At 56.4% G+C, this 25,232-nt stretch carries 23 protein-coding genes; 15 read left to right on the top strand and 8 right to left on the bottom strand.

Annotated features, from left to right (window positions below; all coding sequences use genetic code 11):
• Window positions 1-82 precede the first annotated feature (82 nt).
• The 12 genes from modA to Q3Y58_RS14735 all read left to right on the top strand — a co-directional run bounded on the left by modA (window position 83) and on the right by Q3Y58_RS14735 (window position 14,844).
• Window positions 83-847: a molybdate ABC transporter substrate-binding protein gene (gene modA, locus Q3Y58_RS14790; RefSeq protein WP_319622765.1), complete on the top strand. Its 765-nt coding sequence runs from the start codon at window positions 83-85 to the stop codon at window positions 845-847.
• Window positions 840-1,541: a molybdate ABC transporter permease subunit gene (gene modB / locus Q3Y58_RS14785; protein ID WP_319622764.1), complete on the top strand. Its 702-nt coding sequence runs from the start codon at window positions 840-842 to the stop codon at window positions 1,539-1,541. The genes modA and modB overlap by 8 nt, the downstream gene beginning before the upstream one ends.
• Window positions 1,538-2,626, top strand: a complete 1,089-nt coding sequence (modC, locus tag Q3Y58_RS14780; protein WP_319622763.1) for a molybdenum ABC transporter ATP-binding protein — start codon at window positions 1,538-1,540, stop codon at window positions 2,624-2,626. The genes modB and modC overlap by 4 nt, the downstream gene beginning before the upstream one ends.
• A gap of 57 nt (window positions 2,627-2,683) precedes the next feature.
• Entirely contained in the window at window positions 2,684-4,483 is a 1,800-nt protein-coding gene (locus Q3Y58_RS14775; protein ID WP_319622762.1) for a sensor histidine kinase, read from the top strand.
• A 3-nt stretch (window positions 4,484-4,486) separates the two neighbouring features.
• Window positions 4,487-5,830, top strand: a complete 1,344-nt coding sequence (locus Q3Y58_RS14770) for a sigma-54-dependent transcriptional regulator (protein WP_319622761.1) — start codon at window positions 4,487-4,489, stop codon at window positions 5,828-5,830.
• Window positions 5,831-6,028: 198 nt separating this feature from the next.
• Complete coding sequence (locus Q3Y58_RS14765) at window positions 6,029-7,033, top strand: DctP family TRAP transporter solute-binding subunit (RefSeq protein WP_274219879.1); 1,005 nt, start codon at window positions 6,029-6,031, stop codon at window positions 7,031-7,033.
• 114 nt (window positions 7,034-7,147) lie between these two features.
• Entirely contained in the window at window positions 7,148-7,771 is a 624-nt protein-coding gene (locus tag Q3Y58_RS14760; RefSeq protein WP_319622775.1) for a TRAP transporter small permease, read from the top strand.
• Between the two features lie 5 nt (window positions 7,772-7,776).
• On the top strand, window positions 7,777-9,177 hold the full coding sequence (locus Q3Y58_RS14755; protein ID WP_319622760.1) for a TRAP transporter large permease: 1,401 nt from the start codon (window positions 7,777-7,779) through the stop codon (window positions 9,175-9,177).
• Between the two features lie 427 nt (window positions 9,178-9,604).
• Window positions 9,605-10,567, top strand: a complete 963-nt coding sequence (locus tag Q3Y58_RS14750; RefSeq protein ID WP_319622759.1) for a LysR substrate-binding domain-containing protein — start codon at window positions 9,605-9,607, stop codon at window positions 10,565-10,567.
• Between the two features lie 194 nt (window positions 10,568-10,761).
• Complete coding sequence (locus Q3Y58_RS14745; protein ID WP_319622758.1) at window positions 10,762-12,408, top strand: U32 family peptidase; 1,647 nt, start codon at window positions 10,762-10,764, stop codon at window positions 12,406-12,408.
• 243 nt (window positions 12,409-12,651) lie between these two features.
• Window positions 12,652-13,827, top strand: coding sequence for a M20 aminoacylase family protein (locus Q3Y58_RS14740; RefSeq protein ID WP_319622757.1), 1,176 nt, complete (start codon window positions 12,652-12,654; stop codon window positions 13,825-13,827).
• 78 nt (window positions 13,828-13,905) lie between these two features.
• Window positions 13,906-14,844, top strand: a complete 939-nt coding sequence (locus Q3Y58_RS14735; RefSeq protein WP_319622756.1) for a threonine/serine dehydratase — start codon at window positions 13,906-13,908, stop codon at window positions 14,842-14,844.
• A 48-nt stretch (window positions 14,845-14,892) separates the two neighbouring features.
• On the opposite strand, the gene Q3Y58_RS14730 is transcribed toward Q3Y58_RS14735, so the two are convergent.
• Entirely contained in the window at window positions 14,893-15,591 is a 699-nt protein-coding gene (locus tag Q3Y58_RS14730; protein ID WP_319622755.1) for a TenA family protein, read from the bottom strand.
• 276 nt (window positions 15,592-15,867) lie between these two features.
• Window positions 15,868-16,902, bottom strand: coding sequence for an aspartate-semialdehyde dehydrogenase (locus tag Q3Y58_RS14725; protein WP_274220114.1), 1,035 nt, complete (start codon window positions 16,900-16,902; stop codon window positions 15,868-15,870).
• A gap of 1,340 nt (window positions 16,903-18,242) precedes the next feature.
• Between Q3Y58_RS14725 and Q3Y58_RS14720 the strand changes: the two genes are divergently transcribed.
• On the top strand, window positions 18,243-18,746 hold the full coding sequence (locus Q3Y58_RS14720) for a hypothetical protein (protein ID WP_319622754.1): 504 nt from the start codon (window positions 18,243-18,245) through the stop codon (window positions 18,744-18,746).
• Window positions 18,747-18,919: 173 nt separating this feature from the next.
• A complete protein-coding gene (locus tag Q3Y58_RS14715; RefSeq protein WP_319622753.1) occupies window positions 18,920-19,504 on the top strand; it encodes a DUF2726 domain-containing protein in 585 nt (194 codons plus the stop codon).
• 63 nt (window positions 19,505-19,567) lie between these two features.
• Here Q3Y58_RS14715 and Q3Y58_RS14710 read toward each other — a convergent pair whose 3' ends face one another.
• Window positions 19,568-19,984 carry a hypothetical protein gene (locus Q3Y58_RS14710; RefSeq protein WP_274219888.1) on the bottom strand — a complete coding sequence of 139 codons (417 nt, stop codon included), beginning with the start codon at window positions 19,982-19,984 and terminating at the stop codon, window positions 19,568-19,570.
• 307 nt (window positions 19,985-20,291) lie between these two features.
• Between Q3Y58_RS14710 and Q3Y58_RS14705 the strand changes: the two genes are divergently transcribed.
• Window positions 20,292-21,419, top strand: a complete 1,128-nt coding sequence (locus Q3Y58_RS14705; RefSeq protein ID WP_319622752.1) for a choloylglycine hydrolase family protein — start codon at window positions 20,292-20,294, stop codon at window positions 21,417-21,419.
• Between the two features lie 64 nt (window positions 21,420-21,483).
• On the opposite strand, the gene Q3Y58_RS14700 is transcribed toward Q3Y58_RS14705, so the two are convergent.
• From Q3Y58_RS14700 to Q3Y58_RS14680, 5 genes are all read right to left on the bottom strand, one after another.
• Window positions 21,484-22,023, bottom strand: a complete 540-nt coding sequence (locus Q3Y58_RS14700) for a GNAT family N-acetyltransferase (protein ID WP_319622751.1) — start codon at window positions 22,021-22,023, stop codon at window positions 21,484-21,486.
• Window positions 22,024-22,160: 137 nt separating this feature from the next.
• A complete protein-coding gene (gene leuB / locus Q3Y58_RS14695; protein WP_319622750.1) occupies window positions 22,161-23,279 on the bottom strand; it encodes a 3-isopropylmalate dehydrogenase in 1,119 nt (372 codons plus the stop codon).
• A 96-nt stretch (window positions 23,280-23,375) separates the two neighbouring features.
• Window positions 23,376-23,771: a VOC family protein gene (locus Q3Y58_RS14690; RefSeq protein ID WP_319622749.1), complete on the bottom strand. Its 396-nt coding sequence runs from the start codon at window positions 23,769-23,771 to the stop codon at window positions 23,376-23,378.
• Window positions 23,772-23,877: 106 nt separating this feature from the next.
• Window positions 23,878-24,543: a carbonic anhydrase gene (locus Q3Y58_RS14685; RefSeq protein WP_274219893.1), complete on the bottom strand. Its 666-nt coding sequence runs from the start codon at window positions 24,541-24,543 to the stop codon at window positions 23,878-23,880.
• A gap of 137 nt (window positions 24,544-24,680) precedes the next feature.
• Entirely contained in the window at window positions 24,681-25,064 is a 384-nt protein-coding gene (locus Q3Y58_RS14680; RefSeq protein ID WP_274219894.1) for a RidA family protein, read from the bottom strand.
• Window positions 25,065-25,232 lie beyond the last annotated feature (168 nt).

Genomic DNA, 25,232 nt, shown 5'->3' with positions numbered 1-25,232 from the left:
ATTGGAAGACGAACCATTTAGGACATATGGTAGTAAGTATCGGAGCTTGTAAACAAATCCCGTGCCGTGGAAGAGGTGAGCGATGCTGAGCGTGCTGCGCGCAGTGATGGTTGTGTTTGTGCTGTTTGTTTTTGGCGGGGCTGTTCAGGCAAAGCCTGTGCTGGTTATGGCGGCAGCCAGTTTGAAGAATGTGCTGGAAGACGCTGGCGAGGCATTTACAGACGCGTCTGACACTAAGCTGGTGTTTTCGTTTGCGGGCTCGGCCAGTGTTGCAAGGCAGGTGGAGCAGGGGGCTCCTGCGGATATCGTGGTGCTGGCCGACATTGATTGGATGGCTTACCTTGCATCACACAAAGCCATTGATGTTCAAAGCACCGTGACTTTGGCCTCCAACTCTCTGGTTATTGTTGCCCCATCCTACGCTGCGGAGCCGCTACCTCTGACAGATGAGGCCTTGCGGGCGCGTTTGATGGACGGCCGTCTTGCGATTGCTGAACCTGAAAACGTACCGGCTGGGCGCTATGGGAAGCAGGCTCTCGAAAGCCTCGGGCTGTGGGAGGTTGTTCAGGAACACTTGGCACCTATGGAGCATGTACGTGTCACCCTTGCTGCGGTTGCGCGCGGCGAAGTTCCTCTCGGACTTGTTTATGCAACCGATGCCAAGATTGAAGAGCGCGTTGCGGTGGTCTCAAAGATACCCAAGGACTCGCATGCGCCGGTTGCAATCTCCGGTGCGCTCACGCAGGGCGCAAGTGATCCGGCGCGGGCGTTCTTCAGCTTTCTGCAAAGCCCTGAAGGGCGGGCGGTGTTTGCACGCCATGGCTTCCAGGTAAGCGGTCGTGACTGACGTTCTCAGCAATGCTGAGTGGAGCGCACTTCTGCTTTCTTTACAGGTGGCGGGCACCGCCATGGCCTTTGGGCTGCCGCTTGCGGTTTTTTTGGCCTATGCCTTGTCCCGCTGGAACTTTACCGGAAAGCTCATCCTGAATGTTCTGATCTATCTGCCATTGGTGCTGCCGCCGGTTGTGACCGGCTATGTGCTGCTGCTTGGGTTCGGGCGCAACGGCCCGCTTGGTCAGTTCTTTTCTGAGTGGCTCGGGGTTGGTTTTGCCTTTCAATGGACCGGCGCTGCCCTTGCTGCCGGCGTGATGGCCTTTCCCCTGTTGCTGCGCCCCATCAAGTTGGCGTTCGATGCCGCAGATCCCCTGTTGGAAGAAGCGGCGCGCTCTTTGGGTACATCTCGGCTGAAGACCTTTGCCATCGTCACGCTGCCGCTGGCACTTCCCGGCATTTTGGGCGGAACCATTCTCGGCTTTGCCAAGGCCATGGGGGAATTCGGAGCAACGATTACTTTTGTGTCCAACATTCCGGGCGAGACGCGCACCTTGTCCCTGGCGCTTTATACCGAGCTGCAAAGTGTGGACGGCGACGCGGCCGTTTTGCGCCTTGCTGCGATCTCGCTGTTGATCTCTTTCGTTGCGCTGGGCCTTTCCGAACTCTTGGCACGCTCCATCGAAACACGGGTCAGGGGGCGGGCATGATCCACGTGAATGTCAAAGGGCAGGCCGACACGTTTCAAACGGAAATCGCGTTTGATAGCGGTGGCCCGGTGACCGCTGTTTTCGGTCCGTCAGGCTGCGGCAAGACAACGTTGATCCGCATGATATGCGGGCTGCACGCCCCAGAGAACGGGCGCATTGCCATAGGCAACACGGTGCTGTTTGACAGTGTCGCCGGTGTTAATTTGCCCGCTCACAAGCGCGACCTAGGCGTCGTGTTTCAGGAAGCGCGGTTGTTCCCGCACATGAACGTCGCCAGTAACCTGCGCTATGGTGTGTGGGCCGGGGGGCGCAAAGGTTCTTTGTCCTTTGCTGCCGTCGTGGAGTTGTTGGGGCTTGCGCCTTTGCTCAAGCGGCGCACCGCGAACCTTTCGGGGGGTGAAAAGCAGCGTGTTGCCATTGGGCGGGCCCTGCTGGCTGGGCCAAAGCTGCTTATCATGGACGAGCCGCTGGCTTCATTGGACGCGGCTCGCAAAGCAGAGATCCTGCCGTTTCTGTTGGCGCTGAAAGAGCGCATCGGCATTCCCATGCTCTACGTTTCTCACGCGCTGGGAGAGATCGAGCAGATCGCCGATGACATGGTGATACTGAACGCTGGAAGGGTCACGGCTGCCGGCCCAGTAGCCGAACTTGTGAACCGGCTTGATGTGCCAGGCCTGTCTGAGGGACCGGATGCAGGTTCTCTTGTGCTCGGGCTGGTCGTGAAACATGACGCGGAGTGGGGTGTCACGCATGTGGCCGTGGAAGGTCAGGAGCTGCTGGTGCCGCTCAGTCGGGCCGTCGTTCAATCTCAGGTGCGATTGCACATTCGGGCCAAGGACGTGATCCTCGCAAGGCAGCGCCCAGTTGGCATTTCGCTTCGCAATGTTGTTGGTGCAACGGTTGAGCGGTTGAGTGCTCCATCCGGTCCTTTTGTGGAAGTGTTGTGCCGTGTGGGGGCGCAGTTCATCCGCGCCCGGATTACTCGGCTGGCCGCTGCCGATCTTCAACTCGAAGAAGGGATGCCCCTCTACCTATTGGTTAAGAGTGTGGCACTTGATCAGCCGCTTCCTGCTGGCGCAGACTGACACCTCTGCGATTTGGCAAGGAGGACGACCATTAGCGGCATGTGGGGCCTTTGGCCTTTGACCCCAAGCAGAACCGAAAATGATGGCATCGTTGGCCTTGTGGCTGTGGTGTTGATCCTGTTTGTGATCGGCGCTGCGTGGGGCACCATGCGGGTGAGTGAGCGTCTCTACTTCGAGGAGGTCAAGACCCGCGCCGAGGCCACACTTGCGGTGCAATCGGCTACGCTTGAGCGGCACCTGGATAAATACCGCTTGCTTCCTGCTCTGTTGGCGCGGCGGGCGGACATGATCGAAATGATTGCCACGCGAAACGCTGAAGACGGTGCCTCTGAAATGAAGGCCGTTGCTGGTATGTCCGGCGCGCGAGAAGCGTGGTTGCTCGATCATGGGGGAAATCTGATTGCTTCCAACTTGGCACTTCCTGTCGCGCAGCAAACGGTGAACCGGGCAGAGGTGCGCTCTGCCATCGCCATGGCACGTGATGGGCGCTTGGGCCGTGCTCTCTTGACATCCGGGGATGGGTTGTCGGCCAGCTATCTGTTTGTTTCTGCAGCGCGTTATGATCATCATCTCGTGGGCTTTATCGGCGTGCGGGTTGAGCTGGCGGAAGTGGAACAGTCGTGGGCGCTCAGCACCGCAGGGCTGCTGGCGGTTGATGCCCAGGGCCGTGTGGTTGCCAGCAACGTACCTGATTGGCGCAACTTGCCGCTGCGCGCCGGACGGGATTGGTATGAGGATGAGGGGGATCCCATTCGCGTTCTTCAGCGCGAAGAGACCATTGACGGAAACTCGCTTGTGCGCTTGCCAACACCGTTTTCGACCGAACCGTTTTTGATGATCAAACAGGACCTGCCTGTACTGGGATGGCGCGTTGCGGTTTTCTACGACATGTCCAGTGTGCGTGAGCAAGCGATGAGAGCCACCATTGTGGCTGTGCTTCTGTGTGTCGTTGCTGCGGGAATGATCTGGATTGCCCTTGACCGCCGCCGCCGGTTGCTTGCCCGCCACGAAGAACAGCGCGCCAATGCCGAGCAGTTGGAGGTGCGTGTCCGCGAGCGGACCCGCGAACTCTCGGAGGCCAATGCGCGACTTGCTGCTGAGATCGTCGAGCGCGAAGCGGCGGAACGTGAGTTGCAACAGGCACAGGCCGGTCTGGTTCAGTCGGCCAAGTTGGCCACACTGGGGGAGATGTCGGCCGCGCTCTCCCACGAGTTCAATCAGCCTCTTGGTGCCATCCAAATGCATGCAGACAACGCCCGAACCTTGATCAGCTCTGACAAAGCTGACAAGGCGCTGGGCAATCTCGACAAGATCGTTGCCATGGTCAAACGCATGGCTGCGATCAGCCAGACGTTGAAGGGGTTTACGCGAAAAGCTGGAACAACCATCGAACGGGTCGCAGTTGCGCCGATCCTTGATGAAGTGCTGATGCTCTCCGGGCATCGCTGCAAGCTGATGGGCGTGGCGCTGGAAGTGGACAAAGGCCCAGCAGCCCTGTTGGTTCAGGGCGGGCAGGTTCGCCTGGCTCAAGTGCTGATGAACCTCATCGGCAATGCACTGGATGCCATGAAGGACGCGCCACAGCCACGGCTGCGTCTGCAGGTTCTGGTGCAAGAGGGGCTGGTACAGATACGGGTGGAAGACAATGGTCCGGGCATCGACCCAGAGGTTGCCAAGCAGATTTTTGATCCGTTTTTCACCACCAAGGATGTCGGGCAGGGGCTGGGGCTTGGCCTCTCCATTGCCTACAAGATCATGAGAGATGTTGGCGGTATGTTGAGCTATGAGCCTTCGTCTTTAGGGGGCGCATGTTTTATCATGAGTTTGCAGCTCGCCGACGCAACGATGGAAGCCTGAGGAATGGCCAAAACGAACCCGACAATTCTTCTGGTTGATGACGATGCGGATATGCGTGAAGCGGTCGCGCAAGGGCTGGAACTCGCCGACTACTCGGTGCTGCAGTTTTCCGAGGGGCGGGAGGCACTGGAGCACATCAATCACGAGTTTCACGGTGTTCTTGTGAGCGATATTCGCATGCCCGGCATGACTGGCTTTGACTTGATGCGCGCGGCATTCGAGATCGACAGCGCGCTGCCTGTGGTGCTGATTACAGGACATGGGGATGTGCCGCTCGCAGTGGAAGCCATGCGCGCTGGTGCCTATGACTTCATGGAGAAGCCGTTTCCGATCTCTGGCTTGACAGCGGTGCTGGAACGAGCCGTCGAAAAGCGGCGGCTAACGCTCGAAAACCGTGTTCTGCGTGCGGAACTGGGCGATCTTTCCGGGCTGGAGCAACGCATTGTCGGCAAGTCCGCAGCAATTGAGCGGCTGCGCAATACGGTGCGGGCGCTCGCAGGCACGGATGCCGATGTTCTCATTCACGGTGAGACGGGGTCCGGGAAGGAAGTGGTTGCCCGCGCGCTGCATGAGGAAGGCCACCGAAAGGAGGGGCCGTTTGTGGCGCTTAATTGCGGGGCCTTGCCAGCCGAGATCATTGAATCCGAGTTGTTTGGCCATGAGCGCGGGGCCTTTACCGGGGCGAGTGGACAACGCATTGGCAAGCTGGAACATGCCAATGGCGGAACGGTCTTTCTGGATGAAATCGAGTCCATGCCGCTGGACCTTCAAGTGAAGCTGCTGCGTGTGTTCGAAACCCGGAGCATCGAACGCGTGGGTTCGAACAAGGCCATACCGTTGGACCTGCGCTTTGTGGCGGCCACGAAGGAGGATCTGGAAGCGGCAAGCAATGAAGGGCGCTTCCGTAAAGACCTGTTTTATCGCCTCAACGTGATTACCATTGCCATTCCTCCACTGCGTGAGCGCTTGGACGACATTCCGATCCTGTTTCACTATCTGGCTCGCGGCGCGCGGGCGCGCTATCGCCAGGAAGTTCCTGAAATCACGCAGGCGTTCTTGGCCGAGCTGATGCGCCATGAGTGGCCGGGCAATGTGCGGGAACTGCGAAACGTGGCAGACCGTTTCGTGTTGGGCCTGATGACGACGACTGGCGATGCGGGTTCTTCGGCACCAGCAGGTGAGGAAAGCCTGTCTGACCGCGTTGCAGCGTTTGAGCGTGATCAGATTGAGCAGGAATTGCGCCGTAACGAGGGACGGATAAAGCCTACCTATGAAGCGCTCAAGGTGTCGCGCAAGGCGCTTTACGAAAAGATGAAAAAGTACGACCTGAGCGGCGGACCGGACTGAGCAGCGGCAGCGCGCCGCTTGCGATGTGTCGAAAACGTTACATGGAACCCAAGCATGTTACGAACTCGACCCAAACGTAATTTGTATCTTCTCCAATTCCAATGAAATCCTGCGGATTTGTGAAACTGCGTAGTCTGGCACAGTGCTTGCGTAGTAACGCTTATGATGGCCGGGAAGCCATTCATTAGGGAGGATATCATGAAGAAATTGTATTTGGCCGCCGCCGCTGCCTCACTGTTCCTGTCCGCGCCAGCCTTTGCGTCTGCAGGGTGTGATGACGGCGAAGTCGTGATCAAGTTCAGCCACGTTGTGGCAGCGCAGGGGCACCCAAAGGGAGAGATGGCTGCCGCTCTGGCGGATCGCATCAACACTGAAATGGATGGCAAGGCCTGTATGCAGGTGTTCCCATCCTCTCAGCTGTTTGATGATGACAAGGTGATGGAAGCGCTGCTTTTGGGGGATGTGCAGATTGCTGCCCCGTCGCTTTCCAAGTTTGAAGCCTACACACTCAAGTACCGTGTTTTCGACCTGCCGTTCTTGTTCTCCGACATGGATGCCGTGACCCGTTTCACTAAGGGCGAAAAGGGGCAGGAGCTGCTGGGTGCCATGTCTGACGTGGGCTTCGTGGGGCTTGGCTATATCTTCAACGGTCTGAAGCACTTTTCTGCCAACAGACCGCTGCTGGAGCCATCAGACGCTGATGGGCTGAAGTTCCGTGTTCAGACTTCTGATGTGGCGGTCGCCATGATTGAAGCGATGAATGCCAATGCTCAAAAACTGGCGTTCAAAGAGGTTTACGGCGCGCTTCAAACCGGTGTCGTAGACGGTCAGGAGAACACCTGGTCCAATATCTATACCCAGAAGTTCTTCGAGGTTCAGGACGGCATCACGGAGACTAACCACCAGCTTCTGACCTATCTTGCGCTGACCTCTCAGGAGTGGCTGGACAGCCTTGACCCTGATGTGCGCGATCAGTTCCTCGCGATCTTCACCGAGGTGACGGATGAGTACAACAGCCGTGCGACCCAGATCAACGAAGAGAACAAGCAGAACATCATTAGTGCTGGCACGGAAGTGCGTCAGCTGACACCCGAGCAACGTCAGGCGTGGGTTGATGTCATGACACCGGTTTGGGCCAAGTTCGCGGATGACATCGGTCAGGATGTAATCGACGCGGCGGTTGCCTCAAACGCTTCCAACTAATCATGCTGCCTGTCTGCCCTGCGCTGGTGGCGTTGGGCAGACAGGTTGGACCGGGAAACATCCGTTTTCCTGATATCATTTTGCATGCCTTTGGGGGGCTGCGCCTTGTCTCGTATGAAAAACTTCGTCAACTCGCTGGAAGAGAACATCATTGCTCTCATTCTGGCGACCATGACCCTTGTTACCTTCTCTCAGGTGGTCGCCCGTTATGGCTTTAACTCCGGTTGGGGTGCGGCACTGGAGTTCACCCGTGTTTTGTTTGCCTGGCTGATCCTGTTTGGAATGAGTTATGGCATCAAGATCGGTGCCCACTTGGGGGTAGATGCCTTCATCCGATTGTTTCCCAAGCCGATTTTCCGCGTGTTCGCGCTCTTGGGGGCTGCAGCTACGGTTCTTTATGCTGCGCTTTTGATCGATGCCACATGGCTAGGGGTGTTGTTGGGCCTTGAGAACCGCGGCGCCAGCGGTGGCGCACTGCCCTATGTGGCGCGCTTCTATCAGCTTCCCATCGGCATGGAAGATCTGAAGTGGCCTTTGTGGGTGCAAGAAACCTTTGACGTGCGTGAGCGTGTGCCGCGCTGGATGCCTTACACCATTCTCCCCTTCGGGCTTGCGCTGCTTGGTTTTCGCGCCTTGCAGATGTTTTGGCTCATCCTGATTGGCAAGAGAGAAGCCATGATCGCGGCGCATGAGGCCGAGGAGTTGGTGGAAGAAAACAAAGACGTGCTGAAGGATTAAGGCCCATGGAAACCGCAGTTCTTTTTCTCATGGTTTTCGGTCTGCTCCTGATTGGTGCACCGATTGCCATCGCACTGGGACTATCCGCAGTGCTTTACATCGCGCTGTTCTCGCATGACTCCATGAGTTCCGTTGCCGTTCAGCTGTTTACCGCCTCGCAGAACTTTACGCTGCTGGCGATCCCGTTCTTCATTCTCGCCTCCAGCTTCATGTCGACGGGCGGGGTGGCGCGCCGTATCGTTAACTTCGCCGTTGCAACCGTTGGCTCCTTCAGAGGGGGGCTTGCCATTGCCGGTGTCTTTGCCTGCATGATTTTTGCGGCGCTCTCTGGTTCGTCGCCCGCAACGGTGGTTGCCATCGGCACCATCGCCATCGCCGCAATGCGCAAGGCGGGCTACAGCAAGGAGTTCGCTGCCGGGGTGATCGCCAATGCCGGTACGCTCGGCATTCTCATTCCACCTTCGATTGTTATGGTGGTGTATGCAGCAGCTACCAACGTTTCTGTTGGGCGCATGTTTCTGGCCGGCGTCGTGCCAGGTCTTGTAGCGGGCCTCATGCTCATGGGCGCGATTTACTTCATCGCCCGCAGGCGCAACTTGCCCGCTCAGCCTTTTCCAAGCCTGCGCGTCCTGTGGTCCACCTTCTCCGAGGCTGCTTTTGGCATGTTCTTGATCGTGATCATTCTCGGCGGGATTTATGGCGGCATCTTTACGCCCACCGAGGCCGCAGCAGTTGCGGCGGTCTATGCAGCCTTTATCGCGCTGTTTGTCTATCGGGACATGGGGCCGTTGGCGGAGGTGCCATGGCGTCGTCCAGGGGAGAGTTTGGGGGGCAGTGTGCTTCGCAATCTCTGGATGATCGGCAGCCGCTTTGTGCCAGCGCTGTTCCATCGGGATACCAAAAAGGTGCTTACCGACTCGGCCAAAACAACCGTGATGCTCATGTTCATCATCGTCAACGCGCTCTTGTTTGCGCACACGCTGACGGCAGAGCGAATCCCTCAGCTCATTACTGATTGGATGATTGATGCTGGCTTCAACTGGTTCACATTCCTGATCGCGGTCAACATCATGCTTTTGATCGGCGGTCAGTTCATGGAACCATCCGGCCTTTTGTTAATCGTTGCACCAGTTGTATTTCCTATCGGAATCGAGCTTGGCGTTGATCCAATTCATCTAGGCATCATCATGGTCGTGAATATGGAGATCGGAATGATCACGCCTCCGATAGGGCTAAATCTGTTTGTCACCTCGGGAATTACGGGCATGAGTCTGCTGCAAGTGGTTAAAGCCGCAGCGCCATTTGTGCTTGTTCTTCTTGTGTTCCTTATCCTTGTGACGTACGTGCCTTGGCTATCCACGGCGTTACCCACAGCATTGATGGGGCCGGAGGTAATAATTCGTTAACCTCACTTTGATTCATCAATTGCGCAGTATGCGTGTGCAATCTGCAATTGTTGAGGTCGACAACAGATATAGTTGCTTATTGCAACCAAAAGAAAGGGCCGTTGCGGCCCTTTTTGCTTGGTGACCATAGCGTCAATGTAGTCTACCCAGTTATTGTATATTTAAAATAACCTAGAGTAAGATATTTTATCCTATCTGGTAGCTTTGTCTCAATTGTACTATCAATAATATTTATGGAATACTTTTATCGAATATTGCATTATCGATAATCTAAGCGTGTGCTTTAAACTTGTTTGTGTCATGTCTAAATTCTTGCTGAGTGGTATTTGCAGCCTTAGTGGGTGTTTAAAATATATTTCAACTGTGGTAGTTCTCGCTGAATAAAGAAAAAACGGTATTCTCGTAACTATCTACAACAAGGCTTTTCATGGGTCGGTTACCTCCACTAAACGCTCTGGTTGCCTTCCGTGCTGTAATGGAAACGGGCAGCCTCGTATCTGCTGCGCAAAAGCTTTCAATTACAGCGAGTGCAGTCAGTCATCGTCTTAAAGCTCTTGAAGATCATCTTGGTCTAGAGCTTTTCGTTCGTCGTTCGCGGGCAGTCTTTCCAACTGCAGCGGCCTATCGCTATTTTGCAGAGATATCCGAAGCATTTGACCGCATCAGTGCCGCCACACGCACAATTGAAAGCGTGGGCAACAAGGACCTTCTCTCCATTCACGGGCCATCGGGTTTTACAAGCCGCTGGCTGCTAGGGCGTCTGAAGTCGTTCGCGACCCAGACCCCTGAGATCTCCGTCACCTTGACCAGCACGGAAGTGTCTGGTGTTTCAAACGACGGCAGATTTGATCTTGAATTTATTCGCGGCGTTGACGTGCCCAACGGTTTTGAGGGCATTTCCCTCGGAAAAGAAAAGTATCGTCCGCTGATTTCACCTGAGCTGCTGGATACCATTGGCTATCCGAAAAAACCGGCCGATTTGTTGAAGGTGCCGACGATTTCAAGTCGGTACTGCCCAATCAAATGGCAGGATTGGTATGAGGCGGCAGGGGTGGAAGACCCTGTGCCCAATGAGGTGATGAGCTTTGAGAGCTCTGCGCTCAGTCTTGATGCAGCCATCGAAGGCTTGGGGATCACGCTGGAATCCAGCTTGCTCAGCGCCGATGCGGAAGCTGCCGGAAAACTAGTTCCACTGTTTCCTGAGTATCAAAGCGTCTTCTCGAGTTATCGCCTGATCTGGCGTGAGAAACGTGGCGGCGAGCCAAAGATCCGCCGCTTCGTAGGGTGGCTTGAAGAGCAGCTCAGCGGCCGTGGCGACGGTGGCGAGGCCGTGACGCGTTACAAGGATGGTGCGCGCCAATCTGCTGACGTTGAGGAAATGGCTAATTAGTATTTATACGCAATGACTTCGTTAATATGGGCCGCGGTTCAGGATGCTGAGCCGCGGCTTTGTTTTGGGGGTATCCATGCCCTCGAAAATACCTTAAAAGCACTCCAGCCTTTACTGTCGCGGCCGCCCCGATCTGGGTTGAAGGCCGCATTTTGATCCGCCTTGTTGGGCGACAGCGAACTCCGGTCAGACAAATGAGAACATCTGAACTCCTGATGCCTGCGGGCAATCTGCAGAAGCTGAAAATTGCCATCCTCTATGGTGCCGATGCCGTGTATCTGGGTACGCCCGATATGTCGTTGCGCACCAAGGCTGAATTCACCTTGGAACAGGTGGTCGAGGGAATTGAGTTTGCGCACCAGCATGGCAAGCGGGTGTACCTGACGCTCAACCTGTTTTCGCACAACAAGGACATTCCCAAGCTTGACGAGTACGCCGACACCATTCGCGACATCAATCCCGATGGTTTGATCATCGCTGATCCGGGCGTGTTCCAGTACATGCGCAAGAAATTGCCTAATGTCCCGCTGCACATTTCCACCCAGGCGAATGTATGTTCCTGGCTTTCCGTTGATTTTTGGAAGGAACAGGGCGCGGATCTGGTGGTGTTGGCGCGTGAGGTGTCGTTCCCCGAGCTGGAGGAAATCCGCGAAAAGTGCCCGGATATTCGCTTGGAAGCCTTTGTGCATGGGGCCATGTGCATGACCTATTCTGGGCGTTGCCTGCTCTCCAACTTCATGGCGGAGCGCGGCGCGAACCAGGGGAACTGTGCCAACTCGTGCCGCTGGAACTACAAAGTGCGCATGCGCATGAAGGATGGCACCATCGACGAGCTGGAGCTGAATGAAGACAACATCGGCATGTTCGAATTTCTGCTGGAAGAAGGGTGTCGGCCGGGCGAGTTGATGCCCATCATGGAAGACGGGCGCGGGTCTTACATCCTGAATTCCAAGGATCTTTGCCTGATGCCGAAGCTCAATGACTTTCTGCGGATCGGCGTTGACTCCCTGAAAGTGGAGGGCCGCAACAAGTCCATGTATTACGTGGCCGTGGTCACGCGTGCTTATCGGCAAGCGATTGATGACTACTATGCGGATCCGGAGAACTGGCGCCCGCAAAAGTACATGGACGAGATGTATTCCGTTGCCAACCGGGGATACACCACTGCGTTCCATGATGGGCGCCTCAACAACTACGCCCACAATTATGAAGATACCCATTCAATCGGTGAGTGGGAATTCGCAGGCCTGATTGAAGATGTCACGGATGATGCCTTCTACATGAAGGTGAAAAACAAGATCACTGCAGGCGAAGTGCTTGAGTTCCTTGAGCCAATGTCTGAGGACAGCATTCTGCTGCGTATCTACGAGTTTGAAAACTCCAAGGATGGCGCAGTAACCAGCGAAGTTCACGCAGGCAAGCAGCCTGTCATCCGCATTCCTTTCTCCCTGTTTGACAAGGAAGAGGTTTCGACCTTTAAGGAGCGTTTCCCGGTCAACACCGTGGTTCGCAAGGAAAAGCCACTGACACCAGAACAGTGGAGCCGCTTGAAGCTGGACCGTACGGCTGAGCGCATTGAAGCACGCGGTGAGGCGACAGACGCCCAGCAGGGAAAGTATGAGAGCCTTAGGGACCAGCTGATTGATGCTATTGCCGATGGCAATCAGGACCGGACGCCCAAGTCTCCTCGTCTTGGGATTGATGGGTGCTGTGGCAGAGGCTGCAACGGCTGTATGATCTTTTGGGAAGACCCGAAGTTTGAGAAAGCGCGTGAGATTTTGAAGACCAAGAAACAGGGCGTTATGCTGGAGCGGAATGCGCTGAAGCATGAGGTGAGCTAAATACCCATTACAATTGGGTTTTCATGGAAGGCAGGTGCAACATGCATCTGCCTTTTTTGTTGTGCTTGCTGCAACTGTTGCGGCCAGATCGCCATTGGTATTGCAGTGTTTGGCATGAGTTCATGAGAAAATTGCAGCATTCCAATATCGCAATTGGGCTTGTGAGTATGCGCCAAATAGTTGCACATTAGGATTCTTCCAGATTGAGATAATTCAAACACTAATCCCCGGGGAGCTGCACCCATGCCGATTGTTAATCGACTTGCCGAGTTACACGATGAAATCACTGCTTGGCGTCGGGATTTTCACGAGAATCCGGAGATCCTGTATGAGACGCACCGCACTGCGGCGCGCGTTGCCGAGTTGCTGGAAAGCTTTGGCGTCGATGACATTACAACCGGAATTGGGCAGACCGGCGTGGTGGGTGTGATCAAGGGAAAGAATGGTGGAGCTGGCAAGACCATCGGGCTTCGCGCCGACATGGACGCGCTGCCGCTGACCGAGACATCCGGCAAGCCATGGGCCTCCAAGCACCCCGGAAAAATGCATGCGTGTGGTCATGACGGCCACACAGCCATGTTGCTTGGCACTGCGAAATACCTCGCTGAAACCAGAAATTTCGACGGAACGGTTGTTCTCATCTTCCAGCCTGCGGAAGAGGGCGGGGCGGGCGCCAAGGCGATGATCAACGATGGCTTGATGACGCGTTGGAACATTGATGAGGTGTACGGCCTGCACAACATGCCAGGTTTGCCGGTCGGTGAGTTTGCTATTCGGCCGGGGCCGCTCATGGCCGCAACGGATGAATTTCAGATTACAATCAAGGGTTTGGGTGGCCATGCGGCACGTCCCTATGAAACCATCGATCCGATCGTTGTGGGCGCGCAGCTGGTAACGGCGCTGCAATCCATCGTCAGCCGCAACACCAACGCGCTCGAGGCAGCTGTGATCTCCGTGACTGTGTTTGAGGCTGGCTCAGCGTTCAACATTGTGCCGGAGACTGCAAAGCTGCGCGGTACGGTGCGGACCCTGAGCAACGATGTGCGCGAGATGATCGAAACCCGGATGAAAGCGATGGTGGAGAGCGTTTGCGCAGCACATGGGGCTACTGCAGATATCCTCTACGACAAGGGCTATCCGGTTACCAACAATCACGCGGATCAAACTGATTTTGCCGTTCAGGTAGCGCGGGCAGTTACCGGTAGTGCGGATAAGGTGAATAGCGAAGTTAACCCGACCATGGGCGGTGAAGATTTCTCCTTCATGTTGGAAGAACGCCCGGGGGCATTCATCTTTGCGGGCAACGGTGACACGGCAAAGGTGCACAACCCTGCCTATGACTTTAATGATGAGCTTATCCCTTACGGTTGCTCCTACTTTATCAAACTGGTTGAGACGGCGATGCCTACCTCTGGCTAACCCAAACCGTGGTGCAGTGTATGCTCCCGATATTCGTCGGGAGCATACTTGTTTTTATCTGAAGCTTTGGCGGGATAGATGATCAATAAAGAAGAAATTACCAAGGCTTATCAACGCATTGCGCCGTTCATTCGGCGGACGCCAGTGGTGGAGAGTGGAGCTGGCACGTTTGGCCTGCCATTTTCGATCAACATGAAGTTGGAGCAGGTGCAGCACTCCGGGTCATTCAAAGCGCGGGGGGCGTTTAATTCCCTTCTGCAAATGAAGGTGCCGGAAGGAGGCGTTGCGGCTGCTTCTGGGGGCAACCACGGCGCGGCGGTGGCGTGCGCAGCGTCTGCCTTGGGGCATAAGGCCAAGATATTTGTGCCGGAAATCTCCAATCCCGCGAAGATTAAAAAGATCCGTCACTATGGGGCGGAAGTGAATGTTGAGGGCGCTGCCTATGCTGATGCCGCCGCATTGTGCGCCCGTCACCAGGAGGAAACTGGTGCGATAGATATTCACGCTTACGATGCGCCGGGCACAATCAATGGGCAAGGAACGGTTGCGCTGGAGTGGGCAGCGCAGGCGCCGGACCTTGATACGGTGTTGGTGGCTGTGGGCGGCGGAGGACTGATTGGTGGGATGAGTTGCTACTATCAAAATGGCATAGACGTGATCGCTGTGGAGCCCGTTGGCGCGTGTTCATTGCACGCTGCACTGGCTGCAAATGAGCCTGTGGACGTTGAGGTGAACAGTGTTGCGGCCAACAGCCTTGGCGCGAAGCGGTGTGGCACGCATACCTTCGCCTTGGCAAAAGACTATGTATCTCAGTCAGTTCTGGTGAATGATGCGGATATTTTGGATGCCCAAGCCAGGCTCTGGACGCAGATGCAGCTTGCGGTGGAACCAGGTGCTGCGACTGCGCTGGCGGCCTTGATCTCTGGTGCCTATCAACCCGAGCAAGGTGAGCGTGTGGGCGTTTTGATCTGCGGCGGGAATGCAGACCTTGGACAGCTGGAACAGGCGCTCGGCTGAGTTTATCCATGAGGCTGGCATCAACGCCAGCCTCTTTCAAGCCTTTGATCAGTCTTTGCTTACTGCGTCGAAAAAAGCTGCTTCGAGTTCGCACATGCGGCTAAACCGCTCTTGAACTTCCCGCTGGCGCCAAGCTGGCAAAGCGGGGCCGACGCGGTTCATTTCCGCCTTTAGCCAACCGACAAACTGCAGGAACGCGGGGTTGTCGTGAAGGTCGATCCATTCCGCCAACCAGAATTGGTCAGGGCGCGGTTTTGTTCCCTCTCGTGTGCACCAGTCCATATAGACCCACTCGGCGCAGAGCAGGCACGCAAGGCCGTCTTCGTATTTGCCTTTCCCGGCAGCAGAGAGCAGCGTGGCGGCAATGGAACGGGTGGTATCGTTCGCAACGGCGTTTTCATAGGTCTCTTTGGAGAGGCCAAGTGCTTCAAAAGAGCGAAGAAAATAGTCGTTCTCTGCAGAGGTGAGCTGTGCGAGGAAGGCGGAAAGGACGCCCTTGGCTTCCATTGTCGGCGCTTTGGCGACCAGATAGCCCAGTGCGGATGCCAGATCGACAACAAAGGCATAGTCTTCAATAAGATAGCGCCGATAGGCATCATCGGATACGGTGCCATTTCCAACCGCAATCGTGAACGGATGTTGGGTGGCTTGTTTCCAGTTCTCAGCGGACTTTGCCTGCAGCCAATCGCAGAAAGTGGCCTCTTTGTTCTCGGTGGTAAACAGCGCGAAGGTTGTTTGTTGCAGCATGTGTTGTTGTTCTCCCAGTGCCTTTTCTCCCGGCGCGGACAGGATGGGGGGAATAACTCATTCGCGCCAGTTCGCAAAATCCACTAATGCAACCGCTAGGTGGTGGAGGTCGAGGTGGCGAGGCAGGCTGAGGGGCGCAGAAGCGGCAGGGCAAGGGGCGGCTGGTTTTGAGCCCCACTTATTATTTCGCGCGACTGCCGAGACAATCGCGCGATTTTGTTTGTTTTGGGAAGGTGTTGCACCACGTGACGACCAGTTGCCGCCACGAGGTTCGTTTTAGGCCGCAGCGCTTTTTGGCTGGATCAAGCCTCGGTTCACGAGCACTTCGGCAATCTGAACGGTGTTAAGGGCTGCGCCTTTGCGCAGGTTGTCTGAGACAACCCACATGTTGAGGCCATTCTCAACGGTGGCATCTTCGCGGATGCGGGAGATGAAGGTCGCGTCTTCACCTGCGGACTCGTAAGGCGTGACGTAGCCACCGTCTTCGTGCTTGTCGACAACCAGACAGCCTGGGGCTTCGCGCAGGATGTTCTGAGCTTCTTCTGGCGTGATCGGGTTTTCGAACTCGAGATTCACGCTCTCAGCATGGCCCACGAAGACAGGAACGCGCACTGCGGTGCAGGTGACCTTGATCGCCGGATCAAGCATTTTCTTAGTTTCAGCCAGCACCTTCCATTCTTCCTTGGTGTAGCCGTCTTCCATGAAAACATCGATGTGAGGAATGATGTTGAATGCAATCCGCTTGGTGAACTGCTGAGGCTCGATCGGGTCGTTCACGAACACGGCGCGGGTCTGGTTGAACAGCTCGTCCATGGCGTCCTTACCACCACCGGATACGGACTGGTAGGTGGAGACGACAACGCGCTTGATCTTTGCAGCGTCATGCAACGGCTTCAACGCCACAACCAGCTGAGCGGTGGAGCAGTTCGGGTTTGCAATGATGTTTTTCTTTTTAAAACCAACAATATCGTCGGCATTTACTTCCGGCACGATGAGCGGCACGTCGGCGTCATAACGCCATGCTGAAGAGTTGTCGATGACAACGCAGCCTTTGGCGCCGATCTTTGGCGACCACTCCTTGGAGATGGTGCCGCCTGCTGACATGAGGCAGATATCGACGTCGGAGAAGTCAAAGTTCTCCATGGCCTGAACCTTCAGCGTCTTGTCGCCGAACGAAATGTCACGGCCCTGAGAGCGGCGGGATGCCAGCGGCACCACAACGTCTGCGGGGAAGCCTCGTTCTGCCAGGATATCGAGCATTTCGCGGCCCACATTGCCGGTGGCGCCTGCGATTGCGACCTTGTAACCCATTGGTTTCATTCCTCTTTGTCTCCCCCGTCGAGCGCCCGGGGGCAAGCCAAGCCGCCCGGTGAGCCCTCTGGCGCCCTCCGTCCCGGGGGAGAGCGCGGGAAAGAGAGGCACCGTCAGACGGTGGTTTTGGTCGTCATTGTTGTGTGTGTAGTCATTCGGGCAGCCGTCATCGCGCAGCCCGCCGTTGTTGCGGTTGCTGTTTTCGTCGCGATTTTGATCATCAGATCAGCCATTGTTGTGGCGAGGCCCGTTCTCGTGAAAGTTCCGGCAATTTTTCTGCCCCGACTTTCGTCGGTTGTCAACAGGCTTTGCTGGAACGAGTGCGATGGGCATAACTGCCGCCCGGCGCTGTGGGGTCTGAACGGCACAAAACCCCAGTTATTCCCTGCTGTTCCCCTATTGGGAGTTCAGTTGAATGCTGTGAAACACTGAAAGAAACTCAAGAAGTTTTTGCGTTGATGGATGCGTCGGTTTGAAAGAATCTTTCATTTGGTGCGTTCGAATGGTGCCGGGTTGAGGTGCTGCCGCCCTAGAGGGGCGTTGAGGGTCCTTAACCTGATTTGAAGCGGTGTCATTTTCTGGATCAGGTCGTTTGCGTTTACAGCAGGCGCCTGCCTGGCATGAAAGAGAGGGCGCTGATCCGATCTGGTGTTGCCAGTAGGGTGCCGGTTCGTTCAGCAACCTCTGCTCCGATCTTTGGGTAGGGCCAAGGACCGCTAGAACGAGACCTTTGTAAGATAAAAATGAATGCAGCATGCATAAAAGACAAGGGGGGCCCGGCGCAGCGGAGACGAGGGCCGGTGAGGTGTGGAGCTGGTAAGGCGCTTGGCAGGTAACGCGCGGCGCGGGTGATACATGGCAGGTGAGACGCTGGGCGGTGAGACGGTGGGGCAGGCAGAACGGGGCGGTGAGGTGATTGGGCAACTAGGGCTCTGGGATCGGCAAGGTGCCGGGGTCTGGGTTCCCTGAGGGGCAGGGGCAGGAGACGCTTGGCCCGCCAGACCGGTGGTTCGGTGAGTGGGCAGGTGACGCGCTCGGACTGAAGAGATGCTCGGACAGGGGAGGCGCTGAGCAGCTAAGGCACCAAGGCGGGAGCGCCCTCTGGACAGGAGGCGCGCCCGGATAGGAGAGCCCTTGAGCAGTTAGGGGGATTGGGAAGACAGCAAGCCAGAGATGCCCCCACCAGCGGCTGGACCCTCTGGCCTAATCCGGCATGCGCTTGAGCCCCCACAAGACAGCCCTGCGGAAATCGGTGGGCATACGGCGAAAACTGCGTCGGAAGCCTTGCTTCGCGTCCATGAACGCCGCAAGTTTGCACCGGGCAATTGCGGGCGAGATTGATGGACTTTCTGAAGATTGCAATAGACCTTGCAGGCGAGTTGGAGCGTTCTGGCATTCGCGCCGTGTTTGCTTATGGCGCATGGGTTTTGCCGACAACGCAATTGGCTCATTTGTTGGGTGCTGCGCTTTTGTTTGGCTGTCTGGTTCCCATGAACCTTAGAATGCTGGGCGTGTGGCCAACCGTTCCCCTGCATGACATGGCCCGCGTGCTGGTGCGTTCAAGCCTTGTGGGCGGCCTTGTGGCGATTGTGTCTGGCGTGCTCCTTCTGTCTCTCAATGCGCGTGGGTACATGCAAAACGAGATGATGTGGTGGAAGGCTGGGTTCTTCGTGATTGCGCTGCTGAATGCCTTGTTGCTGCGGTTCGTGCCAGCGTGGCGCTATCTGGCACGGGTGGATTCCCGGGGCACCATTCGCCGGTTTCGCTGGGCTGGCCTCGTGGCCTTGGTGGCGTGGGGCGGCGTGATGGTTTGCGGTGCGCTCTACGGGATGAAGTGGCCCTGATGCTTTGTGCGGTGCTTTGAGGCTAACATGCGTTGCGACGCCGTTTCGGCCTCTGTAGTCCGACGGATCAAATCCGTCGCACTGCAATTTCTCCTCCGAAATTTGAGTAATGCACACCCTTGATTCTATCTAGAGTTGTGATATTCGCTGCCGTGAGGGAGTGGCGTATTCTCATGACCAGTGTTTTTGCCGGTGCCGTCGGATTTGTGGCCTGCTTGATTTTGTGGAGGGTTCAATGGCAACTCAAGGCGCGTAAACGTGCCCGGAGAGACATTGATGACCCACTTAACCAGCTGCGTTTCGTGGACATCGCAGCCCTGCGGTCGCGAGTTGTGATGACCCGGGAAGAGCAGCAGGTCTACAAGCTGATCAATCACTTTCTTTGCAGTGAAGGCTTAGGGCGTTACAACGTGTTTCCGCAGGTGGCGCTTCAACGGGTTGTGATGGAAGATCAAGAAGGCAACCCAGATAGAGCCATCGTGGACAGCGCCCTGAACGCGCTCAGGGGAAAGGCTGTAAGCGCGTTGGTGGTAGACCCGAAAGGCCAGCCGGTTGTTGCGGTTGACTATCTCACCAACATCCCGCCGCGCGGTGTTAAGGGCGCGCAGGACAAGGTGAAAGCGCTGGCCCTTAAGAAAGTTGGAGTTGGGTATGTGGAAGTCTACCCGGCGGACCTGATGAACCCGACGGGTGTTTACGAGCAGCTCGAAGCGCATTTGAGCCAGAAGATCCGGCTTTCCGAGGCGCTAGACCCTTGAAAAAGGCGCCGGGTTTCTTGCGCCTCAAGCATGGTTCAGAGTGCAGGTCGTTCAGCGCACCACTTAGTTGGCGCGCAGATACACTGCTTCATTGGTGAAACTGCCGGAATCCAACAGATGCACCGTCTGATAAACCGTGAGGCGGTTCTCCGCGCTGTTCAGTTCCCGTTTCGCTGACATGATCGTCAGGCCGCCGCGTTTGGCTTCGGAGGTCAGAACCCGGTTGCTTTCAAACATGAGGGCGAGGGTGTCGGCAAATGGGTTTTCCGGCATTGGCCGATCTTCACCGTCTGGAATGCCGGAGAAATTGGCCTCATAGGTTTCGCCGTCAGCTTCCACCGTCTTCATGAAGAAGCCGATTTCACCTTCCTTTTCGGCGATGGTCAGGCTGCCGCCCAGCGGAAGGGCGCCCTGCTCATAATTAGACTGGTCCGGATCAAGGATCCACGTGCCGAGAAACGGCTTGAGGCGATCGTCCATAACCGTGCGCTCCTATTGCTGAATTTCATGAGTTGTTGTGGAGGCTATATGCAGGACCGGCCCGTGGGTTTCAAGGGAACAGTGGCGGGGCGGTGGATTGTGGTGGAGAGGCGCGGCCATGGCTGCGCTTTGTGTGAAGGCTCCGTGCCGGACGGTCGCCGGGGCCTGCTTTCTGATTTGGCATTCCAGTCTGGGCAGGCCAAGATCAGGTGGTTCAGAACTGGCTCAATTCTTAGAGGAAGGTTAAACGGCTTATTGGAGCCTTGCCGAAGATAACAAGGGCGCATACCAAAACATGGAGCGCACAATGAATAACGTATTCTGCAAAGTTCACCGCCGTTTACTGGCCGCCACATGCTCGGCGGCCCTATTGATTTCTGCCAGTACAGGGGCTTCGGCCTGTACCAGCTTTGTAATCAAGGCAAAGGACGATGGCCGGGTGTATGGGCGCACCATGGAGTTCGGATTTGAAACCGAGTCGACAGTTTCCATGGTGCCGCGAGGCTTTGAGTTTACCGCAACAACAGGCCTTTCTGACCCCATGGTGTGGCAAGCCAAATACGCTGTCATTGGCATGAATGCGATTAAGGATGACACCATGATCGTGGATGGCATCAATGAAGAAGGCCTGGCGGGCGGCGCGCTGTATTTTCCCGGATTTGCCAGCTATCCGGAGCCGACGCAGGACAAGGCCTCCAGTTCTCTCGGGCCGTTGAATTTTCTGGCTTGGGTTTTGACCAGTTTTGCGACCGTTGATGAAGTGCGGGACGCCCTTGCCTCCGTTCAGATCGTGGCGATTGAAAACACGGAACTCAAAGAAGTTCCGCCTCTTCACTTCACCCTGCATGATCGGTCCGGCAAGTCGATTGTGATTGAGCCGGTAAATGGCGAACTCAAGGTCTATGACAATCCTCTGGGGGTTATGACGAACTCTCCGGGGTTTGATTGGCATCTGATTAACCTGCGCAACTACGTAAATCTCTCGCCCGTGAACGCGGGGGAGAAGCAGGTTCTGGACGGTGAGGTTGTGTCTCTGGGCCAAGGCTCGGGCATGTTGGGATTGCCCGGCGATTCAACGCCGCCCTCTCGCTTCGTTCGGGCTTCCGCGTTTGTCTCTACCGTCGAAATGAGAGAGACAGCAGAGGAAAACCTGCATGTCGCCACGCACATGCTGAACAATTTCGACATTCCGAAAGGCTTTATCCGTCCCAACGCAGAGAAGGCCGTGGCGCCTGAGCTGCCGGACTACACCCAATGGTCCGTGATGGCGAACCTGGAGGACGCCACCTATTTTGTGCGCGATCAGGACGCCCTGAGTTTCAACTCTGTAAGCTTTGATGACTTCGACTTGGATGGCAGTGCCATACGCAGCCTTGTGCCGCCGACAACAGATCCTTTCGAGCCCCTGGTGAAAGCCGAGGGCAGCAGGCCTTGAGAGGCCATGGAATGAAAGGTCTTGGAAGGAACGGGGGCCGCTCAGGCGGCTCCCAGCGTCGCCGCTACCAGTATTCTGGGTGATTGAGGGCCGCGGCGCAGCGTGTGGCGCCGGATATGGGCGCAATCTCAGCGTTGGTCAGGGATTGTGCAATCCAGCCTTCGGGATAGGTGAGCTTCAGCGGCGGTGCGATCACCTCCTGCGCGATGGGCTTGAAGCCGACCTTGCCATAGAAGTTCGGGTCGCCGTAGGTGAGGGCGATTTCCACGCCGCGTTGAGCCAGTTCCTGCAAACCAAACTTGATGAGCGCTTGCCCGACGCCGTTTCCTTGAGCTTCTGGCGCAACAGCGACGGGCGAGAGCAGGTAAGCCAGCGCTGGGCTGTGCTCAAAATGGAAGCGCGTGAAGACGATTGCGCCCTGAATGCGGTTGTCTTCAAGGGCAAGGAAGGTCAGCAACTCGTCTTCTGGTGTTGTCGCCAGCAGGTTGGCCGCAAGGGTGCCGATCAGCTCGCCTTCGTTTTCTCCCTCGGAGGCGCTGAACGTTCGGCGAAAGAGCGCGGTGACTTCATCGGCTTGAGCTGGAGTGAAACTGGTAAACTGCATTGCGGCCTGTCTTCTGGATAGATTGGTGATGCTCGCTTCACCGATACTGGAGGGGGAACGGGCTGGCAAACAAAAATAAGGCTCGCATCCATGAGGGAAGCGAGCCTTGGCCTGTCAAACAGATTTGGTATGGGGTGCTAGCGGCTGGTTGCCAGCGCTTCCAGTTCGCCGACGATGGCGTTGCCCATTTCCTTGGTGGAGATGGTGGCCTGATCGCCTTGCGCGATGTCCTTGGTCCGCAGTCCCTTGTCGAGGGCGTTGGAGATCGCCTTTTCCAGCATGTCCGCTTCGGTGATCATGTTGAAGGAATAGCGCAGCGCCATGGCGAAGGACGCGATCATGGCAATCGGGTTTGCTGCCCCTGTGCCCGCGATATCTGGCGCGGAGCCGTGTACTGGCTCATAAAGTGCCTTGCGCTTGCCTGTGGCAGCGTCCGGGGCCCCAAGAGAGGCGGAAGGCAGCATGCCCAGAGAACCGGTCAGCATGGCTGCAACATCGGACAGCATGTCGCCGAACAGGTTGTCACAGACGATGACGTCAAACTGTTTTGGCCAACGCACCAGCTGCATGCCGCCTGCATCTGCCAGCATGTGCTCCAGTTCCACGTCCTTGTAGGACTTGTCATGGGTGGCGGTGACGACCTGGTTCCACAAAACGCCAGATTTCATCACATTGCGTTTTTCCATGGAGGTGACCTTGTTGCGGCGGGCGCGGGCAAGGTCAAACGCAACTCCGGCGATGCGCTCGATTTCATAGGTGTCGTAAACCTGTGTGTCCACGGCGCGCTGCTGGCCGTTCTCCAGCTCGGTGATGGTCTTCGGCTCGCCGAAGTAAACACCGCCTGTCAGCTCGCGCACGATCAGGATGTCGAGGCCTTCGATGACGTCTTTTTTCAGCGAAGAGGCGTCGGCCAGTGCCGGGTAGCAAATGGCCGGGCGCAAGTTGGCGAACAGGCCGAGGTCTTTGCGCAGGCGCAAGAGGCCCGCTTCCGGGCGAACGTCATAAGGGACGTCATCCCACTTAGGGCCGCCAACAGCGCCAAAGATGACGGCGTCTGCTGCCTGAGCCTTGGCCATGTCTTCTTCGGAGATGGAGGCACCATGGGCGTCATACGCAGCGCCGCCGACGAGGCCTTCATCGTAGTCGAAGGTGTCAGCCGTACGCTCGTTGAACCAGCCAATGACCTTCTTCACTTCCTCCATGATTTCTGGACCAATGCCATCACCGGGAAGAAGAAGCAGTCTATTGCTTGCCATGGGTCTCACTCGCCCCCTTTTTACGCTTGAATTCGGAACGGTGAGATATGGCCGGATTTCCGCGCCTTTTGCAAGGCGCGGACCCGATAGATGTCCTCAACGATATCTGCCGTGACGCTCAAGTATCTCAATGCGGTAGCCGTCCGGGTCGACGACAAAGAAGAAACGAGCGATGAGAACGCCGTCGCGGAAGAACTCCTTGATGTCTTCCGGATTGAGGCCTTCGTTCTGAAGACGGGCGTGTTCTTCGTCAAGTTTATCAACGCAGAAGGCCATGTGGCCGTAGCCGTTGCCAAGGTCGTAGGCTTCTGTGCGGCCCTTGTTGACGGTCAGCTCTACTTCGAAATCTGCCTCCTCGTTGCGCAGGTAAACGAGGGTGAAGCTTTCGAAGTCAAACCGCTCGGCGATCTCCAGCCCGAAGGCTTTTGAGTAAAACTCAACTGAGCGCGCCTCTTCCAGCACGCGGATCATCATGTGAATGGCTTTAGCCATGGGAGGCCTCACTGAATGGGATAAAACTAAAAAGAAAGGCTGGGTGAGCCACCCCAAAGGTGTGCCCGCGTGGCACGCTCTTCAAGGGCCCAGCCCAACAACTTGATCAGGCCAAGCCGAGGACGGAAAGCAGATCAACGGCCGGAATGAACTTGGATGTTTGCTTGTCCATGACCCGCAGCTCGCCCGCGCCAATGTCAAACCACGCGCCGTGAAGCTGGAGCGACTTGCTTTCCACCCGTTTGGTGATGAACGGGAAGGTGCGCAGGTTCTTCAAGCTCTGGCGAATGCCCGCATACTCCATGCCGAGCTGGGGGTCTTCATTGGGCTCTACCGGGTTACAGGCCAGCTCGATGGCCGCAGGCTCCAACTGCTTGATCCACGGGCCAAGGAATTGGCCGGGAGACTGCGGGTTGATGCCACGGGCCCGGAATGCCTGAACGCCGCCACACTTGCAGTGGCCAAGCACCACGATGTGCTCCACCTCCAGACCGGTCACGGCATATTCGATGGCGGCACTGGTGCCGTGGGTGCCGTTGTCATCCTCAAACGGTGGGACGAGATTTGCAACGTTGCGCACGACGAACAGTTCGCCCGGCCCAGCGTTGAAAATCCCCTCCGGGGTGACGCGGCTGTCACAGCAGGAGATGACCATCACCTTGGGGTCCTGACCATAAATGGCCAGCGCGCTGTACTGCTCGCGAAGGGACGGGTAGGTGTTCTCTCTGTAGCGGCTGTAGCCAGCAAGCAGTTCCTTCGGAAAATCTTTCATTCTGTCCTGTTGGTCCCTGGTTCTCTTGCCGCCTTTGAAACTCATTTGGGTTGGGTGGCGCCGGTCTCCATAGGTGAAAATACTTGCATCGCTGAAGTAGTCTCGAAGTGAAGTGGCGCCGAACCAAACGGCAATTGTTATTTTAGCTTCGCCGTTACTTCAATTTCAACCTTCATTTCCTCTTTGATGAGGTCACAGATTACCATGGTTGCAGCGGGCCTGATGTCGGCGAAGTACTCGCCCAGAACGGCGAAGACCGCATCCACATAAGCACGGTCAGTGACGTAATACCGCGCCCGAACCACGTCATTCAGGGTGGCTCCGGCTGTTGAAAGGGCGTCCTTGATGGTCTCCAAGGCGTTGGCGGTTTGAGCTGCAGCGTCATCTGGCATGGTCATGGTGCTGTAGTCATAGCCGGTGGTGCCGGACACATAGACAAAATCCCCTTCAACAACGGCGCGGGAATAGCCTGCAACTTTTTCGAAGGGCGACCCTGATGAGATGAGCTTACGGTCTGCCATGATACAACCCTCCTGTTGTCTTTAGAGTTTGAACGGTAGTCTGAGCGCTGGGCTCGGATCGTCCATTCTAACAGAGTTTGCCGCTGAAGCCTCTACGTTAATCTGGCGGAGGGACAAAGGTTCGGGTTGCCTGAGCCTGGGCCATCCTGTTGAATGGTGCCACTTAAG

This window comes from Nesiotobacter zosterae, from assembly GCF_033843645.1.
GTDB lineage: Bacteria > Pseudomonadota > Alphaproteobacteria > Rhizobiales > Stappiaceae > Pseudovibrio > Pseudovibrio zosterae.
Note: the sequence above shows the minus strand (reverse complement) of the source record. Positions and strands in the feature narration are given on the sequence as shown.

Bases quoted from the DNA above. Each gene is read 5' to 3' on its own strand.
- modA (WP_319622765.1), top strand. From the start codon at position 83: ATGCTGAGCGTGCTGCGCGCAGTGATGGTTGTGTTTGTGCTGTTTGTT.
- modC (WP_319622763.1), top strand. From the start codon at position 1,538: ATGATCCACGTGAATGTCAAAGGGCAGGCCGACACGTTTCAAACGGAA.
- Q3Y58_RS14770 (WP_319622761.1), top strand. From the start codon at position 4,487: ATGGCCAAAACGAACCCGACAATTCTTCTGGTTGATGACGATGCGGAT.
- Q3Y58_RS14765 (WP_274219879.1), top strand. From the start codon at position 6,029: ATGAAGAAATTGTATTTGGCCGCCGCCGCTGCCTCACTGTTCCTGTCC.
- Q3Y58_RS14760 (WP_319622775.1), top strand. From the start codon at position 7,148: ATGAAAAACTTCGTCAACTCGCTGGAAGAGAACATCATTGCTCTCATT.
- Q3Y58_RS14755 (WP_319622760.1), top strand. From the start codon at position 7,777: ATGGAAACCGCAGTTCTTTTTCTCATGGTTTTCGGTCTGCTCCTGATT.
- Q3Y58_RS14750 (WP_319622759.1), top strand. From the start codon at position 9,605: ATGGGTCGGTTACCTCCACTAAACGCTCTGGTTGCCTTCCGTGCTGTA.
- Q3Y58_RS14745 (WP_319622758.1), top strand. From the start codon at position 10,762: ATGAGAACATCTGAACTCCTGATGCCTGCGGGCAATCTGCAGAAGCTG.
- Q3Y58_RS14740 (WP_319622757.1), top strand. From the start codon at position 12,652: ATGCCGATTGTTAATCGACTTGCCGAGTTACACGATGAAATCACTGCT.
- Q3Y58_RS14735 (WP_319622756.1), top strand. From the start codon at position 13,906: ATGATCAATAAAGAAGAAATTACCAAGGCTTATCAACGCATTGCGCCG.
- Q3Y58_RS14730 (WP_319622755.1), bottom strand. From the start codon at position 15,591: ATGCTGCAACAAACAACCTTCGCGCTGTTTACCACCGAGAACAAAGAG.
- Q3Y58_RS14725 (WP_274220114.1), bottom strand. From the start codon at position 16,902: ATGGGTTACAAGGTCGCAATCGCAGGCGCCACCGGCAATGTGGGCCGC.
- Q3Y58_RS14720 (WP_319622754.1), top strand. From the start codon at position 18,243: ATGGACTTTCTGAAGATTGCAATAGACCTTGCAGGCGAGTTGGAGCGT.
- Q3Y58_RS14715 (WP_319622753.1), top strand. From the start codon at position 18,920: ATGACCAGTGTTTTTGCCGGTGCCGTCGGATTTGTGGCCTGCTTGATT.
- Q3Y58_RS14710 (WP_274219888.1), bottom strand. From the start codon at position 19,984: ATGGACGATCGCCTCAAGCCGTTTCTCGGCACGTGGATCCTTGATCCG.
- Q3Y58_RS14705 (WP_319622752.1), top strand. From the start codon at position 20,292: ATGAATAACGTATTCTGCAAAGTTCACCGCCGTTTACTGGCCGCCACA.
- Q3Y58_RS14700 (WP_319622751.1), bottom strand. From the start codon at position 22,023: ATGCAGTTTACCAGTTTCACTCCAGCTCAAGCCGATGAAGTCACCGCG.
- leuB (WP_319622750.1), bottom strand. From the start codon at position 23,279: ATGGCAAGCAATAGACTGCTTCTTCTTCCCGGTGATGGCATTGGTCCA.
- Q3Y58_RS14690 (WP_319622749.1), bottom strand. From the start codon at position 23,771: ATGGCTAAAGCCATTCACATGATGATCCGCGTGCTGGAAGAGGCGCGC.
- Q3Y58_RS14685 (WP_274219893.1), bottom strand. From the start codon at position 24,543: ATGAAAGATTTTCCGAAGGAACTGCTTGCTGGCTACAGCCGCTACAGA.
- Q3Y58_RS14680 (WP_274219894.1), bottom strand. From the start codon at position 25,064: ATGGCAGACCGTAAGCTCATCTCATCAGGGTCGCCCTTCGAAAAAGTT.